Genomic DNA, 17,874 nt, shown 5'->3' with positions numbered 1-17,874 from the left:
AATTAAATTGTGATTTAACTGATTATTCAGCTAAAGTCACGGCTACGCTGCCATCTTCTTCTTTGACAGCTTTTACTTTTATTTTTGGGGGAATTTTTTGAATTCCTCTTTCCCAGATTTTTTCATTGATAGAAGCGTCTATTTTTATTTCTTCTGCTTTCATATGTTTTTGTAAGAATGCTCTAACAACTCTCACAGCTTTGGGAGCCCTGATAGTCCTTGGTGCATCTTTAACTTTTCTGAGGGGTATAACGTAAATTCTTTCCATAAGAAGGCCTCCTAAACTTTTAAATTGCTTCTTCTCCAGTGTCTCATTTTAGGATGACTACGTACTTTACGATTAGTCTTCATTGTAGCCCATAAAGGCACCCTTCTGTTTTGTTTGTTTGCTTTAGCAAGTCTTAATTTTTTAGCTAATGGTTTATTTCTGCTCATTTTTTTCTCCACCAATAACTTAGTTAAAAACCATTTTTCAATCATTAATTTTTAGTTACTAATTAAATTTATCATTAAAACGGTTTAATTGGTCAATTTAATGAAATTTAAGATTAATATTGTAATTATATTATTTTAAATTATATTATCTGAATGAATCGAGTTCAACTTCCAGCCAATTACTCTGGTCTGGAAATGCTTGGGAAATATTGATCTGGATTTTCCTTCACCATATAACTCATCAATCAAGCAACGAACTTCTACTTCATAATCGGAATTGTTTTTCCTGTTACTTTCTTCTTTACTTACTTCAAAAAGTTTAGAAGAAAACCGCGCAATTGTTTTATATCCGAAACTTTGGAGATTGACATATTCTACCTGGTTTCTATCTTCAAAACTCCGGATCTGATTTTCTTTTAGCTTAGGTATTCTATCATCACGACGAGTACCATCCGCAACTAAAGAATAATCGCACTGAGATATTTTCTCCAGTACCGCATGATGAATATAATCAATGCCATTATTTGGAAAATTATCTTCTACTATTTTATCAACAGCAGTTTCAAGAACAGTTTTATCAATATTTAATATTCTGTGCTTGAAACCCAAAGCAGAAGCAGATTTTGAAGCAGGTATCCATGAGTCATAAATTCCGAAGTTTACGGTCACCAGTTCCACATTCAGACCCATTCTTTGTAGAATTAAGGCCATTAAAGAACTGTCTTTTCCTCCACTATATAGTACTCCTGCTTTCATAATCTCAGGGAAAATATTCAAGTTTTTTTGGTAGGTTAATATTTTTTCAGAGTGAATTATATAAATTATCTCCAATCAATATTGATCTCTCTTTTTTGCCCAGCAACCTTTTGAAGCAATTCTTTCAGCTGTTCGTCAGTAATTTTGGACTGAACTCTACCCATCTGAGCTAACTGGATTAATTGAAGCTCAATTTGATCCACAAACTCGGGTTTAGTCATTCGTATATTGGCTAATCTACTCCGAGCTTCAGGAGTTAGTATCTGCATCATAGCCTGCTTTTTCTGCATTTCCATTTGCTGACGCACTTGTTCCTGAGACTCAGCATCCACAGCTTGTTGCTGTGCTTGCTGTTGTAACTGTTGCATTCTTTTACGACGAATTTCTTCTATGTCGCTCAATTAAAGGCCTCCGAGCCGTTATGGGAATATAATTATTAAATATATAAATATGAAATTAACTAGTATTTAGCTAATTCCGGAATTTCTGCCTTGACACCAACAGAAGTGTTGTCTAAGAAAGATCTTCCCTTAGGAGTAACCACTCTACCGCCTTCAATCTTTTCAATTAGGCCGGTAGCTTCTAATTGGTGTAAAGCTCCTCTTATGATAGCTCCACTTCCTCTTTTGAATTTTTCAGGACTGGAACCTCGGTCTTTTTTACCACCGTAATGGGTTCTTAGGCTGTTTACGCCTACAGGGCCATCGATGTAAACTCTTCTTAGAAGGGCAGCACATCGAACGTACCACCAATCAACATTTTCTGGCCGGCGTTCTTTATGAACACCTGTTTTAACATAATTCGCCCATTCTGGCGAATTTATTTTATCTTCTTTGGTTAATTCTTTTGCAACTTGATTTATAAGTAAATCTGCAGGCACATCATAAACTGTACTCATACTTGGCCTCCTAACTAACGTTTTTTCTTGAATATTACCGCAACATTTCCTCTCATATCTATGAGTTTAGAGTTTGTTTTCTCTACAATCTGGGTAATATAAATTTCTTTTTCAGATGAAATATTTTTAGCGAACTTCAGTTTTACCAGTTCCTGGGACTTAAGCTGCCTTTTTATTTCTTCTATAACATTATCATTTATTCCTGCTTTTCCAATATTAATGGTAAGTGCAGATAGGGCTCTATTCATTAGCTCCTTTCTTGATAAGGTAAGACTCAATTTTAATTCTCCTTTTTTCTTTTTTCTCCTTCTCATAAGGCACTCTCATCATTTGCCCACATTCTAGGCATTTGAAGTGCACTTTTCCTTTAGATAATCTCACTTTACAATTCTGACCGGGTTTTAAGAATTTATAACAATTCTTGCAGAATCTGCGCTTCCATTTAATGGGCATCTGGATATTGTATTTAGTTGATATATTCCGTGCCAGTTTGACATAGCGATGAGATCTTTCAGGATGTCGGGAGAATTCATTATCTGCCATCTTAAAGAGGATGTCTATTCTTTCTTTACCAATATTAATCATCCATTTTGGTCTTCGTCCTCTTCTCAAGGTTGAACCTCTTTTATCAGGTTATTTATCTTATTTTAAACTGTGATAAATGGAGAATACGACATCCAAAATCTTCTAATTAATCAGAATCAATTAAATAACATCAAAAAAATGATGAATTAATCACTGACTTTAAGGCACAAGAAGAATATTATAAAATGCTTTGTATTTCTCTATTTAAAAAGGTTTTCTATTACAATATATATTTGTAATTTTAATGTAAATAAATGTTATAAATTTATTTTATAACTCATTTAAAAAAACCAGATATCCTAATTTTTTTTTATTATTTAAAAAATTTTATTCAGTCTTATTTGATATAATTAAACTAATTAATAAATGTGAGTGTGAATACTATTTAAAATTTTGGGGATGTGATCATAATAATTAATTATCCACTATCCAATTTAAAAAATCGATTTCTCCGAGTGGGAATGATTTTTCCCCATTAATAACTTCAGTAATGATATTTAGAATATCTGCTGGAGACAAGTTTCCTACATCTATTTCATGAACGATGTTTCCATGTATTTCATGTGCTTCTAAGGAACAAACACCTAAGGCTTCGGCTTCTAAGTTTTCAAGGATCTTAGAATCCGAATAATTTCTTTTTTTTAGGCGTTCTTTTAAAATAGAAGGGTCTAATCTCAGCACAATGACCAAGTCGGCCCCATGACAGAAATGTGATAGGTGGCCATCTACCACGATTTTTGCAGATTCATCTTGTGATATTTCAGATATGGTTTTTGTAATTTCTGGGCAAAGAACATCCAAATCAATAATTTTATATCCTTTTTCTTTATCAGTTCCTGAAAATAGGTTTCTTTCCTCGGCCAGCTGATTAATTTTTATCAGATGCCATGAAAGATTTTTTTCAATTAAATTTGCCAGAGTACTTTTCCCAACACCAGGAGTTCCAGTTATGAACACGGTTTTATTAAGGGTTTTCATGATTTAAAGATCCATATTTTGGTTCTGCAAATTTTTTAAATATTTCTAAATATCCCATGAGTGATTGGTTTTATTTCAGTTTTTCAATTAACATATTGGCGATTTTTTCTCCAGATAGGAGCATTCCACCAAAGACAGGTCCCATTCTTGGAGCTCCATATACTGCATTAGCTGCCATTCCAGCCACATAAAGATTTGGATAAACTTCGCGAGTGTTTTCCATAATGGCTGGCTCTCCTACTTCGGCCCACATTGATTTTTCACCCATAATTTTTCCGGTTGGGGTGTTTAATTTGGGACCAATTTTGTTTTGAACCACTTTAACAACTTCACAGGGGTGACCTGTGGCATCAATCACTGCTTTGGACCTAATACTTAGTGGGTCTACATGTAGCCCGCCCATTTCCACGGAACTCCAATTAAGTACGAGACCACTAATATCGTCCCCTCTAATCATAACATCCTCTATACTCATTAAATTAAAAATTTTAAGGCCTGCCTGAGTTGCTTTGGAGCAGAGGGTCGAAGTTGCTTCTACTGAATCAGACACATAGTAATTTTCCTGGTATTTTTTGGATTGGATTCCGAACTCATCTAAAATACGTTTTCCTTCTTCTTGGACAACGATTTTATTGAACATCATACCTCCTCCCCACATTCCACCACCTATGGAAAGTTTTCGTTCATATAAAGCTACTTTAAGCCCTGCTTTGGCTAGATAGTAACCTGCAGTAAGTCCGGCAGGACCTCCGCCACCAATAGCTACATCTATGTCCATGTAATCCATGAAATCATTCATAAATTCTTCTACTATTGCTCGGGATATAGTTATATCGTCTAATTCCATTTTTACACCATTAAATTTAATATTGAATAATATGTTACATATCAACAATTAAAAATTATTTATATAATTAACTATTGTTATTTATGATTATTCAATATTTCTATAAATATTTATTAATTTTAAATCCAAGTATTTTGATTATTGTAAAAATATCATGAAAATCAAAATAAATAATTTTCATATCTTAAAATGTTAATTAAACCTATTTTTTCAAAATAATTCTTAAAACATCTTTATCATTTAAAATATGGTCAAAACCCACTTTTTGGCTTTCAAATTTTACAGAACTTCCCCAAATATTAGCGTGGCGGAAATTTTTCACAAATTCCCTATGCAATTTTCCACAAACGTCTTTTACAGTAGATCCTTCTCTAATTATCAAAGGGTCTTCATAATCTGCTTTTTTGCCCTGAGGTTTTAGATAAATTCTTATTAACTTTAAGCGCTCGAATATTTCGTCTTTAAGATTGTCAATATTTATTTTTTGATCGGCAGAGATAAAAATAGCGTCCGGGAACTGTTTTTTGATTTCTTGCAAATATTCTTCATCGGCTAGATCTATCTTATTTAAAACAGCAACTGCAGGAATATAAGTTCTATTGGCCTCTAGAGCATCAATGAACTGATCTATAGTAACATCATCTCTTAATAGAACATCGGCATTATGCATCCCATATTCGTTTATAATGGATCTTATTATTTTTTCATCAAGATGGGTGAGTTTAATAGTTGATGAAACATGAACTCCGCCTAATTTATTTCGTTTAACCGTAACATCAGGCTGTTTTTCATTAGGTCTAATACCAACATCTCTTAATTCTCTTAAAATAACTTCAAGGTGTTTGGGATTAAATACATCCATTACAATGATTATAAGATCCGCACTCCGGGCTACAGATAAAATTTCTCGGCCACGGCCTTTTCCACCAGCAGCACCAGTAATTATTCCAGGAATATCAAAAATTTGAATCTTAGCACCTTTATATTCCATAACACCAGGTACTATGTCAAGTGTGGTGAATTGATAGGCTCCTACTTTAGATTCAGCATTGGTTATTTCATTGAGAAGTGTGGATTTACCCACCGATGGAAATCCTACTAGAACTACTGTTGAATCACCCGCTTTTTTCACGTGGAATCCTTTTCCCTTAGTTCCAGAACTCTTTCTTTGAATGGATTCCTCTTTCAATTTTGATATTTTTGCCTTGAGCTTACCTATGTGATGAGAAGTAGCCTTGTTATATGGCGTTTTTGTAATTTCATCTTCAATCTTTTTGATTTTGTCGTCGATATCCATAGAACTCACGTGAAAATAATAAACTAAAAATAGGATTTATTTCATTAAATGTTATAATATATAGACATATTCAGTTTGAAAATAATCGTTATTAACCTTTTCCTTATATTCCCTCATAATGAAATTTTTATATTCCAGAAGATTCATAATAATGTAGGGTGACTTTATGAATGTTAAAGATGTGATGATCACTGAAATGAGCACTATTGATGAGAACGAAAGTCTGGAAGAACTTCTTAAAAATTCCGTAGAGAAGGGGAAGGGTAGTTTTGTAGTAACTAGCGACAATATTAAAGTGGGTATTGTTACTACTTGGGATGTGTTGGAGGCTGTTGCTGAAGGTGATGATTTAAGTGAAGTCAAAGCCCAAGAAGTAATGGAGAGAGATCTGGTAACAATTTTACCAACGGCTTCTCTTAAAGAAGCAGCACATCAAATGGTCAATCATGTGGTATGGCGCCTTTTGGTAGAAGAAGATGGTGAAATTATGGGGATGGTAAGTGCTACTGATATTTTCAAAGCTAAAATGGATAAAAGGTACTGAAGCAGAATTATAATATTGAAATCTTTTCTAATTTAATCCCTATTATTTATACAAATTTTTAGGTTACCTTATTTTTATCAGATAACTGTTCCATAGATTACACAGCTAAATTATTAAAATAACATAATTGCTATAAAAATTAATTAATTATTTGTCACTATTTTTTTTATAAGGATTTAAACTCCCATCATACTGAAATATTAATTTAAATACTATTTTTTTTTATTTATTAATTATAGAAATTCAACTAATTAATAATAAAAACAAAAATAATTTCTAAATTAGGCGATTTTATAAAATAAAAATAAAATGGGAAAATAGATGCGACACTCATCATCTATTTCATTTTTCTACTAATCTTTAGTAATATATTGCTAAGCACTTGTTGTGTCATTTGTCATGTTAATTATTGAGCTAGTAGATGTCCACAGAACTACACCTGGTTCTTGATGCAAGAACTTAAAGGAAGTCTGATTGTATCCTCCTAAAAGGAATAGTTTAGTGAACATGGCATCTTCTAATGCTTTGTCCATTATTATAGTAGTATAAGTTCCATTATCCCCAATAACTATTAAACTTAGACTACTATTTGTGTCAACGATTTCATTTTTAACTAACTGGTTTCCTTTGATTATTATCAATTTGTGTGGATTTATTTTCTCGAATGTACTATTCGCACCAACAATAATGGTTGCGTTGGTTTGGTTGGTTCTATTAATATCTTCCTGCACGAGTACTCCCACTAGTTGATTACCTACTTGGGTGTTCACAGTTTCAACCATAGTGGTGTTATTTATCACCTGTGGTTTTGAACTAGCCACTGAAGTGAAATAGCTTGATCTGGTCGCATTTTGTTTCTCGAAATCCCAGCTTCCAAAGTAACTCCACCATCCAGCTTTTCCTAACATATCTGAACTCGCTACAAAAACAAATGGTGTTTCTTTTGCTGGGTGAGTGTATTTAAGTATAGTTTGGGCTTGTGATGTCGTTAATTTATATTTATTAACCATCAACGTCTGAGCTGGATCTTTACTAAGTCCTAAAGTTGCAGTTAATATTTCTGCGGTTTTTCCACTGTTATTGGTATAGTTATCTAATGTTAAATATGCTTGATCGCCGCTGGAGGCCAACATCCTAAATATCCCACTTGAAAGAGTTTCATTCGTGGTTAACATGGCTTTACCTATCCAATAAGCTCTTGGAGTGTTCTGTGAACCCCCATCAAATGTAACCGGCCTATCTGCTGCGGCAGTGAAAAGGTGCCCGAAATCCCACCATGACATTACTACTGTGTCATTAGGGGTGTTGTTTTGTATCCAAGACATGGAATCCCACATTCCATCGTCAGTACCCGGAACAACTGAATTAGCTACGGTATTTGCTCCACTAACAGCAGGAGCTATAACTGCCAGCACAATAAGTGACATTACGATAGGTGCTCTTATCTCCGGTTTTTTAATTAAAAGAACTATTAGTGCTATTACTAATCCTGCGACAAGAGTGGCCACTGTAGAAATTCCAAATGGATAAATCGTCAATGCTCCAGTTATAAATCCTAGTAATGCTAATGTAGATGCTGTTTTTAAATTTTCTCTCACATATACGACTGCAAACCCTATGAATATTCCGGCACATAAACTTATAGGTAAAGAAAATGTAGATATGAATCTGAAACCTTTAGTTACAGCATAAGCACTCATTATAATCCATACTACAAATAAAACGGCATATAATAAGTTTTTCCTTTTAAAATCAAATAGTTCCGTTTTAGTCATTCGTGTGCGAGGATGTTGGGTGTTTTCAATATTCTTACGTTTACCAGCATATTTTTCTTTTCTCTGGGATTTTCCTGGTTTTTTGCTAGCATGGGATTGTTTTTTAGTATGGTAAGTTGATTTAACTTTCCAGATTAAAGCTCCAACTCCCAGTATTCCTGAAATAAATGCTAATAACCCACCAACCCCTCCAATAATTGAAGATTGGTTTGGTAAAAATGCGGAGCTTATTCCACCACTGATCAATGTAGGTATTTGCAATTCTGATACTGAAACATATACATTGGGGTATGTAGTGGCTTGTGCAAGGGCCTGTATTTGATTCACACCTATAAGTCCATATAATGAATCTAATATGGATGAGAACCCGTTGAATATTCCTACAAATAGACCACCAATAACGAGCACAATTAACAATGAAAAAATCTCTTTTTGGTCTAGGAACCATTTTAACTTGTTTGAATATTCACTCATTGGTTTAGATTCAGTTAAAATGAATCGAGCAACTATTAAATAGGCAATCACGAAAGCAACTAATATGGATAGATAAAATATGTATCCTACCCATGCTAGCGAGAACACTATGAGTGATATTGCTGAAAGAGATGCAAAAATTGCTCTCTTTTTAATTTCTTTGGCTAAAATACTCTCCACGAAGAACCATATCACCATTAGGGGTAATATCATGTTAAACATATCTGTATCAAAGAATCCTGCATAAGTGTGGGCAAAATAGGTCGGTGCCAGACCTACCAATATTCCTGCGGTTATTCCACCATAATCATTGGTGATTCTGAGCACAAACAGGTAAGCTGGAATTACACAAAGTGATCCTATCAAGGCTCCTGTCCAGAAAGCCACTTCAGTTAAAGGTATTTTCCCAAATAGATTGGCAACATAGTAGAAAAATGAGGTAATATACACAATTAATGGGGGATAATCTATGGCTCGACCGGGTGGTGAGTATGAATGAAGATCCCAATCTGTTCCATTTAACTTAGTATCTCCCATCATTCCTTTTTGAATGTAATTAAGGGTTAAACGGTAGTTATAATATGAATCCATCTCGCTGAAATAAGGAAGTCCTGATGCATCTTTGTAAAAATCTTTTGACTGGTCTGGAGCTCCTGAAATGTTGTAAGCTTCTGCTCTAATGAAGAAAACAACTGAAAACAGCAGTATAATTATTATTAATGGCTTTAATTTCGACAATGTCTTTTTATAGTCCATTGAATCTCCTCTTTGAACTCTCTAATGTTCTTTGATTTGTGGAATTTATTAATTAATTTATTATTTGAATGTATTTTTTTATTCATGAATATTCCATTTTTCTATTATTTATTTTACATGTTATTAATTATATGTTATTAATTTAAAAACGGTTTTAAAATATTAATCATTAGATAAATTAGATGTATAATGATCATGGTTTAACTGCTAAAAAAACTTGTTCTAGAATCTTATTATATGATCTTATTGTTGTTTATTTTTTGATTTTATGATCTGAATTTATTGTTTTTACTGAAATTTGAAAGTTAATAAAAACTAATAGTTAAATAAAAGGAAATATTTAATAAAAATCTAGGCTAATTTGAAGAAATTTATTGGGTTTTAGTAGTTCCATTATTATTCTTAATAAAATAGTAAACATAACCTTTTTAAATCAATTAATGGATTTGAATAGTAGCTATAATCAAAATTTGAATAATTATTTATTTTTGAAAACCTACATTGAAAAATAAATTTTTAAAATTATTAATCATGAACTTATTTTAAATTCAAAATCTATTATAAACATATTAAAAATAAATATAATTAAAAATTAAATAAGGTGTAATTAATGAAATTAAGCTTATTAAACTTAAATTTATTAATTACTTGCTGTTTTTTCTTCTTTTCCTTCTTTTTCTTCAAGTGATTGGGTAAATCTACATTTTGGGAAACCAGAACATCCAATAAATTCACCATATCTGCCTGAACGTTTTAGAAGTTCTTTTCCACACTCAGGACATTTTCCAACAACTTCGCGGGGTGTTTCTTTCCCATCTTTACCACATTTAGGGTCAAGACAAGCACGCTGGCGTGGTTTTCCATAGGAAATCATAGGTAAAGTACATTTTTCGCACTTAGTTTTAAGGACACTAGCACCTCTAGGAAGGGAATAAGTGGCCTTGCAGTCAGGGTACTTTGAACATCCAACAAATGTACTTTTATTGCGTGGAGAATATTTAAGAACCAGATTCCCACCACACTTACATGCTCCTACAATTCTACTTTCCTGATATGCTTCGTAGATTTGCTGACCGATTTTGAGCTTGTTTTTTTCTATATCATCTAATATGGAAACGACTTCAGTTTTGGCTTTATCAATAACGTCATCTTTAGTTATTTTATCATCCATTATTTCTTGAAGTTCATTTTCAAACTGCTGAGTGAGTTCTTCGCTGGTTATCTGTTCACAATATTTTCTAAGGGTATCAATTATGTGTTCACCAAGTTGATTTACTGTTATTTGTTTTCCTTCGATGTATTTTCGGTTATAAAGGATTGCTACTATGTCTGCTCTAGTAGATTTGGTTCCTAAACCTCTCTTTTCTAATTCCCTTATTAAAGATGCTTCATTATATCTAGCGGGGGGTTTTGTCTCTTTTTCTTCAGATACAACTTTATCTACTTTTATACTGTCTCCTTTTTTAATATTAGGAAACTCTTCATTTTCGATTTTACGGAATGGATAATGTTCTAACCACCCCATATAGGCCACTCTTTTTCTACGGAAGCTGAAATCTTCATCACCAATTTTTAATTCAGTTTTCATGCTTTCCATTGCAGCATTTTCACCAAAAACACTTATAAATCGGTAAACGATAAGTTCGTATACCTTAAGGTCATCTTTACTCAGAGTTTTTGGTAGGACTCCTGTAGGGTGAATAGAAGGGTGAGCTTCATCAGTTTTCTTACCTTCATTTGGCTTTAAAGGTTTGGGAAGTTTTTTTATTTGCTTTACAAATACTGAATCGCCAGAAAGTTGTTTAAATATCTTTTCAAAACCAATACTTTTGGGAAGTTTTTGAGAAGAAGTTCGTGGATAAGAAGTGTAACCTTCAGTATATAAACTTTGAGCTATTTGCTGAGTCCTTTTCGGACTAAAACCAAATAAACTATAAGATTCTGACTGTAAACTACCTAAATCAAAGGGAAATGGTGGTTGCTTTACACTTTGCTTTATATCCACATTTTCAACCAATGCGTCATTTCTTTCGCAATTGGCCAGTGTGGTTTCTGCAACTTTTTTATCAAATACCTTGCCTTTCTTATGATCCGCAACTATATCTCCTTCTAAAAAAGCTTTAATCATCCAGTATGGGACTGGAACAAAGGCACGAATTTCTTTTTCTCTATCTACTAAAATAGCGAGTGTGGGGGTTTGTACTCTCCCTGCAGATAATTTAATGAATCTTTTGGTTGATTCCCTAACTGATTTCATTAGTGATTTGGAAATATTAACTCCAAAAATGAAATCAAGAACGTGTCGGGCTATTCCACTATCCACTTGATTAATATCAAGATCAATAGGATTTTCATAGGCATTGAGAACATCTTCTTTGGTTAAGGTAGAAAATTTCATTCTTAATGCATTATTAACAGATGAATCTCCGCATCCATACTTTAAAGCATTATATCCTATAAGTGTTCCTTCTATATCGTAATCGCAGGCGTGAATAAACTTATTAGCACCTTTTGAAAATTTCTTTATGGCATTGACATAATCTTTAACATATGCCTTTTTTTTATCCACATCATAAAGCGGCACCCAGGCCAAATCAAAAAATTGTTCTTCTTTAGGATTTAATGGAACTAAAGAATACAAATGACCTACTGCGGATAAAACGGTGGTTTTTTTACCATCTTTTTCAAACTCCCAGTAAGCAACTTTCTTATATTTTTTTTTCTCTGGATTTGGGGACAGTGCCTGTGCTATTTTTTCAGAGGACTTGGGTTTTTCGCAGATAATGACCTCATGCATGATATCACTCAGGTGTCATATTATTATTAAATATTATTACTATCATTTCATTTAATATTATTATTAAGATTTAATCTATTAACATTATTAACACATATTTGCTTATATTTAAAATCTGATTAAAATATAATTAACTTAATTCATTTTAATATTTGTAGAACTAATATTTTAATATAAATGATAAAAAGGATAAAAACAGCAAAAATTAGAATTAATAGTCTTTTTTATAAAAACCGTAAAATTGGCTACAATAATCACATATGGGGAATTTACCATAGTGATAATAACTTAAATCATCTTTATTTATATCAAATTTTTGATGACACATATAGCAGGTCTCTATTTTTTCAAGGGATTCTTTTTTTTCTTTTTTAGTGTCTTCCATTTAGCTCTCACCATGGAATTATTTGAATCAAGTGAAATTCTATAAAAAAATATAATAAAATCTAATTATTTAAAAAATAATTATTTTGAAGCAATAAGAAGATAATGATTTAATAAGGAGATATTCCCTTATTAAACGATGTTATGCTTTTGCAGTAACAAAATTTCTTCTGTACTGACTTTTTTACCTTCTTTGAACCGACGATATATCTCTTCAGCCTTTTCTTTTTCTTCCCGATCTTTTTTACGGCTGGCCCGGCTTTCGATATCCCTTCTTTTGGATCTCATGCCACCGAGTTGTTTATTGACCTTATGAATCTCACCAAGAACTGATTTGAAGTCTTCGTGTTTTGCTGAAGCATTATTTTTGGCTTCTAGGAATTTTTGATGAGCTTCATCAGCATTAGTTCGTATTTCATCGGTTTTTCGGAAGTACTCAAGCATACTTTCGTGATATTCTTGGGCTTGTTCAGATAGCTCAACCACTTTGGCATGGTATGACTCAGAAGTTGCTTTAAGTTCTTGAGCTTCTTCTTGAACTCCTTCATCTTCCTGGATTTCCATGAGCTTTTTACGAAGATCATTAGCGTCTTTAACCAATTTGTTCTCTTTTTTAATGTCGAGAACACGGGTTTCAATAATCTTATCGATCTTTTTAATCTCGTTTTCCAGCTTCATTCGGTCTCTTCTACCAGAAGACCATTCCATCTTTTTGAGCTCTTCATTAGCCTTATCCCGAAGTTTTTTGTTCTTTTCGACTTCTTCATTAATTTTATTCCGTTTGTCCCGGAAGTCGATAGCTACATTTAAATTTTCTTTCAGGCTGTTGTTGAGTTCATCTCGAATTTCACGGTATTTTTTAGCTTGTTGATTAAACTGCTCCCGTTCTTCAGAGATTTTAGAGAGTTTCTTCTCATATTCATCTTTCAAATCCATGGCATTGTCTAGATTTCCTTCAATCTTGGTAGATTCTTTTTTATTTTCTTCCGGATTGGTTTTGGTTTCTAGCAAAGGAATAATCTCCATTAAATCTTTATTATCAATTACTTTGTCAGCTATTTCTTTGAGGGCTGGCTTAGCATTGAAAGCAATTCCTAATTTCACTGCTTCAATCATGGATATGTCGTTTGCGCCATCTCCCACTGCTACACACTCTTCTAGAGTTATGTTTTCATCTTTCACTAGTTTACACAGAACATCGTACTTAGAACCTTCCACCAGAGGACCACTAACTTCTCCAGTTAAAATCCCATCTTCTTCAAGCAATTTGTTAGAAAATGCGTAATCAAGGCCTAGCTTTTCTTTTATTGAATTAGCAACAATATCAAAACTTCCACTGATAGTGGCCACTTTGTATCCTTTCTCTTTCAATGCAGCAATGGTTTCTTCGGCACCTTTCATAAGAGGCATTTCATCAGATATTTTTTTAATATCTTCAATTGAAGCACCTTTGAGCAATTTAACTCTTTCTTTGATAGCTGTTTCAAAATCTACATCGCCTTGCATGGCTTTTTCTGTGATCTCTATAATCTGGTCTTGGACGTCCATCAATTTTCCGATTTCGTCTATGGCTTCGCCGTCTATAATAACGTTATCAAGGTCAAAAACTATAAGTTTAATCAAAATATCACCAATTAAATCAAATCCAACTCGCCGAGCCTTTCGCGAGTCTTTGCGACGCCAAGTTTGGCGTCTTCAAAGGTCTTGGCTCCGGTACAAACTACCTTACCAGACCCAAAGAGTAAAAGAACCACTTTCGGGTCCTTTAACCTATAAACCAGTCCAGGGAACTGTTCTGGCTCGTATTCAGTATTTTCTAATCCTAAAGCAACTGCTTCTAAGTTTAATTTACAATGTAAATTAGCAGAAGCAACTATGTTTTGTATTTTTATTTCAAACTCCTCTGGAATATCAGGATCCATAGTTCTCATCTGGTCCACAGTTATTTTTATGGCCAATTTTGAGTCACTAATGGACTTTGCACCTGTGCAAACTAACTTCCCAGAACCAAAAATCAAAGCTGCGGTTTTAGGCTCTTTTAGTTTGTATACTAATCCAGGAAACTGTTCGCGGTTAAAATCAACGCCTTCTAAAGCTTTGGCAACAGTGGGAAGATCAATGGACTTTCCAAGAGTTGCAGAGGCTACAATGTTTTCAATTTTAATATCCACATCGGTCAAGTGATATACCTCCCAGTATAAATTAGAAAAATTTTATTTATTATATAAAATGTATAAATCGTTATTTATAATGGCTATTTATATATAATGCACTTAAAAAGTAGCGGTTAATACTTAATGCTATCATATGCATAATATCACATTATTCTACTAGTGCCATATTAATGGGATGATATATTAATTGATTAAGGAATTCATGACACAGTTTCTAAATCCAATATATTAATAGTTCTATTTAAAAGCACCTATTAAATTATAACTATTATATTAATAATTAATTCATCTTCATTTATAATAGTATCCTTTGTCTTATTAAAATACTTTCATAATTAATATATATTTTAATCTAAGTATCTTTCTTTTCATGCTAATGTGATAATCATGTTACTTATATATCTGATGTAATTATTTAACTTCAAATGAGCCTCTAAGGTATTTTTTATTATTTCTAATTTATTTCTGACATAATTCTATATTTAATATATTATTTTTAATAATATTATTATGGGAGATTAACTATAATATTAATAGATTATGATCTATTGCTAAATCACAAAAACTGTTTTAATATTTAATTAAAAATGAATTCAAAAAATTTAATTTTTTAACCAATTCATTTTTATTGGGGGATTAGATGAATCCAAAACATTACAAAAAGCAAATAGAAAAACTGGGAATTGATGGATTTGAAATAAAGCCGGAATCATTAATGGATGCTACAACGATTCTTATGCGTCTTAAAGAGTACCAAAGGATACTGAGACAAATTAAATATAATTTGCGAATAGATGCTAGAAACATACGCCGGGAATACATAACTAAAACTGATGAACTGAATGAATCTCTTAAAGAAAATAAAAAATCAGATAAAAAAGCTAAAGAAGCTAAAAAAAAATTATTGAAAGAGAAAGAAGAATTATTAGCTCCTTATGATGCTCTTGATAATTTAATTGATGGATATATTGTTCAAATAGAAGATTCTAAAATATTTTTAAGAGAGTTCATTAAGAATCAGGTTAAATAGATTATTAAACAATTCAGTTTATAATTGGAACTGATTTAGGAATGTTTTGATTATTGAAATACCACATTAATTTATTCATTATTATATTTTTGATATTAAATTTAAATTTATTTCATGAAATTACTAAACTTGGTGATTTATTTGATTGAAGTTGAGGTAAAAGCACGAGTGAATGAATTTGATTCTATAAAAAAATCCCTTTTGGAATTGAATGCAAAAAAAATTAGGACAGAACGTCAAGAAGATACTTATTTTAATGCACCTCACAGGGATTTTTCAGTCACTGATGAAGCATTGAGAATAAGAAAAATACCTAATGGGGATAAACTGGATGTTTTTATAACATATAAAGGTGCTAAAATTGATAAATCTAGTAAAACCCGTCAAGAATTTGAAGTTTCTGTGGGTGATGCGACCAAAACTAAAAATATTTTTGAAAGTTTAGGGTTTAAATTAGTGGCTAATGTTGTGAAAGATCGTGAAATATACCATTTTAATGATTTTATAATTACTCTGGACACAGTAAAAAAAGCAGGAATTTTTGTTGAAATAGAGAAAGACCTGGAAGATGGTGAAGATTTCGAAGAATCATTACAAGATATTTTTATATTATATGAAAAACTGGGAATAACTGAAGGGTTTGAAAGAAAATCATACTTGGAATTGACTGGTATTTGAATTATACTCTAATTTTTACTATTGTTTTAATTTTTCAGTTAATGTCGCACCGGAAGGATTCTTCAGTGTTAATTTTTTATACTAAATAAATAGATAAAATTGATAATTAACATATTAATTAAACTTAACGATAATATTCGATGAAATATGAAGAAATAGATAAGTAACTTAAACTGATTTGTTTCATAAATATCAAACTAATAGGTGGGAATCTTTTGAAGTATTTTGTAAGTCCTTTTAATAAGGAAGTAAAGCTGGAATTTCCAAAAAAGATCACAGTATATGATACTACTCTTAGAGATGGTGAACAAACCCCAGGCGTATGTTTAGGTACTCAGGAAAAACTTGAAATTGCAAGAAAGCTCGATGAATTAAATATACATCAAATAGAAACTGGATTTCCAGTTGTTTCTGAGCAAGAAAAATCTTCTGTTAAACGAGTTGTTCAAGAGGGCCTTGATGCAGAAATTATAGTATTATCTCGTACTAAAAAAGAGGATATTGATGTGGCATTGGATTGTGATGTTGATGGAATAATAACTTTTATGGGAACATCAGATCTCCATTTAGAACATAAATTAAAATTAAGTCGAGAAGAAGCTTTAAATGTATGTATGAAGTCCATTGAATATGCCAAAGACCATGATTTATTTGTAGCTTTTTCTGCTGAAGATGCTACCCGTACCGATCTTGATTTTCTAAAAAGAATTTACAAAAAAGCAGAAGAATATGGTGTTGATCGAATACACATAGCCGATACTGTGGGAGCTATAACTCCTCAAGGAATGGATTTCTTGGTTAGAGAACTTAGATCTGTTTTAAAAACAGATATTGCTATGCACTGCCATAATGACTTTGGTATGGCCTTATCAAATTCTATTTCTGGATTATTGGCTGGAGGTAATGCCATATCCACTACTGTGAATGGAATTGGTGAGCGGGCAGGAAACACTTCTCTAGAAGAATTAGTAATGTCTTTGCTAATTATGTATGGGGTAGACTTAGGATTCAATATAAAAGTTTTCCAAGAATTATCCAATTTAGTTGAAAAGCACACCAAGGTGGCTGTACCTAAAAACAAACCTATTGTGGGTAAGAATGTATTTAGGCATGAATCTGGAATTCACGTGGATGCAGTTATCGAAGAACCTTTAACTTACGAGCCTTTTTTGCCAGAATTAGTTGGTCAAACCCGTAAAATCGTTTTGGGAAAACACTCTGGATGTCGTGCAGTCAAAGCAAAACTCGAAGAGTGCGGCATAGAAGTTACTAGGGATGAGCTGTGTAAAATAGTTGAAGAAGTAAAAAAAAGTCGAGAAGAAGGTAGATACATTAATGATGAGCTCTTTAACCACATTGTGAAATCTACAAGAGGCCCAGTGGATATTTGATTAATTAATTGAGCATTTACTTTAAATTAACCAATTAAAATTAATTATTTTAATTAATTTTAACTATTTATATTT

General features: G+C 32.3%; 19 protein-coding genes. 4 read left to right on the top strand and 15 right to left on the bottom strand.

Features of this window, described 5'->3' with window-relative positions:
* Positions 1–22: 22 nt before the first annotated feature.
* The 10 genes from Q7I96_08070 to Q7I96_08025 all read right to left on the bottom strand — a co-directional run bounded on the left by Q7I96_08070 (position 23) and on the right by Q7I96_08025 (position 5,796).
* Positions 23–268, bottom strand: coding sequence for a 50S ribosomal protein L31e (locus Q7I96_08070; protein ID MDO9627562.1), 246 nt, complete (start codon positions 266–268; stop codon positions 23–25).
* Positions 269–279: 11 nt separating this feature from the next.
* Positions 280–435, bottom strand: a complete 156-nt coding sequence (locus Q7I96_08065; GenBank protein ID MDO9627561.1) for a 50S ribosomal protein L39e — start codon at positions 433–435, stop codon at positions 280–282.
* Positions 436–570: 135 nt separating this feature from the next.
* Positions 571–1,191 carry an asparagine synthase-related protein gene (locus Q7I96_08060; GenBank protein ID MDO9627560.1) on the bottom strand — a complete coding sequence of 207 codons (621 nt, stop codon included), beginning with the start codon at positions 1,189–1,191 and terminating at the stop codon, positions 571–573.
* A gap of 65 nt (positions 1,192–1,256) precedes the next feature.
* On the bottom strand, positions 1,257–1,559 hold the full coding sequence (locus Q7I96_08055; protein MDO9627559.1) for a DNA-binding protein: 303 nt from the start codon (positions 1,557–1,559) through the stop codon (positions 1,257–1,259).
* Positions 1,560–1,651: 92 nt separating this feature from the next.
* Positions 1,652–2,089, bottom strand: a complete 438-nt coding sequence (locus tag Q7I96_08050; protein ID MDO9627558.1) for a 30S ribosomal protein S19e — start codon at positions 2,087–2,089, stop codon at positions 1,652–1,654.
* A 14-nt stretch (positions 2,090–2,103) separates the two neighbouring features.
* The gene (locus Q7I96_08045; GenBank protein ID MDO9627557.1) at positions 2,104–2,337 is read right to left on the bottom strand and encodes a YhbY family RNA-binding protein; all 234 of its coding nucleotides are present in this window, start codon (positions 2,335–2,337) and stop codon (positions 2,104–2,106) included.
* Entirely contained in the window at positions 2,330–2,701 is a 372-nt protein-coding gene (locus Q7I96_08040; GenBank protein MDO9627556.1) for a ribonuclease P protein component 4, read from the bottom strand. The genes Q7I96_08045 and Q7I96_08040 overlap by 8 nt, the downstream gene beginning before the upstream one ends.
* Before the next feature lie 387 nt (positions 2,702–3,088).
* Complete coding sequence (locus Q7I96_08035) at positions 3,089–3,652, bottom strand: adenylate kinase family protein (protein MDO9627555.1); 564 nt, start codon at positions 3,650–3,652, stop codon at positions 3,089–3,091.
* Between the two features lie 70 nt (positions 3,653–3,722).
* On the bottom strand, positions 3,723–4,499 hold the full coding sequence (locus Q7I96_08030) for a sulfide-dependent adenosine diphosphate thiazole synthase (protein ID MDO9627554.1): 777 nt from the start codon (positions 4,497–4,499) through the stop codon (positions 3,723–3,725).
* A gap of 202 nt (positions 4,500–4,701) precedes the next feature.
* Entirely contained in the window at positions 4,702–5,796 is a 1,095-nt protein-coding gene (locus Q7I96_08025; GenBank protein ID MDO9627553.1) for a GTP-binding protein, read from the bottom strand.
* A 166-nt stretch (positions 5,797–5,962) separates the two neighbouring features.
* Between Q7I96_08025 and Q7I96_08020 the strand changes: the two genes are divergently transcribed.
* Entirely contained in the window at positions 5,963–6,340 is a 378-nt protein-coding gene (locus tag Q7I96_08020) for a CBS domain-containing protein (GenBank protein MDO9627552.1), read from the top strand.
* A 374-nt stretch (positions 6,341–6,714) separates the two neighbouring features.
* Here the strand turns inward: Q7I96_08020 and Q7I96_08015 are convergent, their stop codons facing one another.
* The 5 genes from Q7I96_08015 to Q7I96_07995 form a co-directional block, all read right to left on the bottom strand.
* Positions 6,715–9,345: an STT3 domain-containing protein gene (locus Q7I96_08015; GenBank protein MDO9627551.1), complete on the bottom strand. Its 2,631-nt coding sequence runs from the start codon at positions 9,343–9,345 to the stop codon at positions 6,715–6,717.
* 640 nt (positions 9,346–9,985) lie between these two features.
* A complete protein-coding gene (gene topA / locus Q7I96_08010; protein MDO9627550.1) occupies positions 9,986–12,142 on the bottom strand; it encodes a DNA topoisomerase I in 2,157 nt (718 codons plus the stop codon).
* A 211-nt stretch (positions 12,143–12,353) separates the two neighbouring features.
* The gene (locus Q7I96_08005; GenBank protein MDO9627549.1) at positions 12,354–12,527 is read right to left on the bottom strand and encodes a hypothetical protein; all 174 of its coding nucleotides are present in this window, start codon (positions 12,525–12,527) and stop codon (positions 12,354–12,356) included.
* A gap of 131 nt (positions 12,528–12,658) precedes the next feature.
* Positions 12,659–14,149: a phosphoserine phosphatase SerB gene (gene serB, locus Q7I96_08000; GenBank protein MDO9627548.1), complete on the bottom strand. Its 1,491-nt coding sequence runs from the start codon at positions 14,147–14,149 to the stop codon at positions 12,659–12,661.
* An 11-nt stretch (positions 14,150–14,160) separates the two neighbouring features.
* Entirely contained in the window at positions 14,161–14,706 is a 546-nt protein-coding gene (locus Q7I96_07995; protein ID MDO9627547.1) for a TATA-box-binding protein, read from the bottom strand.
* Positions 14,707–15,340: 634 nt separating this feature from the next.
* On the opposite strand from Q7I96_07995, the gene Q7I96_07990 reads away from it, so the two are divergent.
* The 3 genes from Q7I96_07990 (at position 15,341) to Q7I96_07980 (ending at position 17,799) form a co-directional block, all read left to right on the top strand.
* Complete coding sequence (locus tag Q7I96_07990) at positions 15,341–15,730, top strand: hypothetical protein (GenBank protein ID MDO9627546.1); 390 nt, start codon at positions 15,341–15,343, stop codon at positions 15,728–15,730.
* Between the two features lie 141 nt (positions 15,731–15,871).
* Positions 15,872–16,408 (top strand): class IV adenylate cyclase, encoded by a 537-nt coding sequence (gene cyaB, locus Q7I96_07985; protein MDO9627545.1) that lies wholly within the window; start codon positions 15,872–15,874, stop codon positions 16,406–16,408.
* A gap of 215 nt (positions 16,409–16,623) precedes the next feature.
* Positions 16,624–17,799 carry a homocitrate synthase family protein gene (locus Q7I96_07980; GenBank protein ID MDO9627544.1) on the top strand — a complete coding sequence of 392 codons (1,176 nt, stop codon included), beginning with the start codon at positions 16,624–16,626 and terminating at the stop codon, positions 17,797–17,799.
* The last annotated feature ends 75 nt before the right edge of the window (positions 17,800–17,874 follow it).

The sequence above is a fragment of the Methanobacteriaceae archaeon genome (assembly GCA_030656015.1).
In the GTDB taxonomy this organism is placed as follows: Archaea; Methanobacteriota; Methanobacteria; order Methanobacteriales; family Methanobacteriaceae; genus UBA349.
This window is presented reverse-complemented; position numbering and strand designations above follow the sequence as displayed.

Coding starts and splice junctions, on each gene's coding strand:
- Q7I96_08030 (MDO9627554.1), bottom strand. CDS start 4,499: ATGGAATTAGACGATATAACTATATCCCGAGCAATAGTAGAAGAATTT.
- Q7I96_08055 (MDO9627559.1), bottom strand. CDS start 1,559: ATGCAACAGTTACAACAGCAAGCACAGCAACAAGCTGTGGATGCTGAG.
- Q7I96_08005 (MDO9627549.1), bottom strand. CDS start 12,527: ATGGAAGACACTAAAAAAGAAAAAAAAGAATCCCTTGAAAAAATAGAG.
- Q7I96_08060 (MDO9627560.1), bottom strand. CDS start 1,191: ATGAAAGCAGGAGTACTATATAGTGGAGGAAAAGACAGTTCTTTAATG.
- Q7I96_08065 (MDO9627561.1), bottom strand. CDS start 435: ATGAGCAGAAATAAACCATTAGCTAAAAAATTAAGACTTGCTAAAGCA.
- Q7I96_08015 (MDO9627551.1), bottom strand. CDS start 9,345: ATGGACTATAAAAAGACATTGTCGAAATTAAAGCCATTAATAATAATT.
- topA (MDO9627550.1), bottom strand. CDS start 12,142: ATGCATGAGGTCATTATCTGCGAAAAACCCAAGTCCTCTGAAAAAATA.
- Q7I96_08070 (MDO9627562.1), bottom strand. CDS start 268: ATGGAAAGAATTTACGTTATACCCCTCAGAAAAGTTAAAGATGCACCA.
- Q7I96_08025 (MDO9627553.1), bottom strand. CDS start 5,796: ATGGATATCGACGACAAAATCAAAAAGATTGAAGATGAAATTACAAAA.
- Q7I96_08050 (MDO9627558.1), bottom strand. CDS start 2,089: ATGAGTACAGTTTATGATGTGCCTGCAGATTTACTTATAAATCAAGTT.
- Q7I96_08020 (MDO9627552.1), top strand. CDS start 5,963: ATGAATGTTAAAGATGTGATGATCACTGAAATGAGCACTATTGATGAG.
- Q7I96_08045 (MDO9627557.1), bottom strand. CDS start 2,337: ATGAATAGAGCCCTATCTGCACTTACCATTAATATTGGAAAAGCAGGA.
- Q7I96_07990 (MDO9627546.1), top strand. CDS start 15,341: ATGAATCCAAAACATTACAAAAAGCAAATAGAAAAACTGGGAATTGAT.
- Q7I96_08035 (MDO9627555.1), bottom strand. CDS start 3,652: ATGAAAACCCTTAATAAAACCGTGTTCATAACTGGAACTCCTGGTGTT.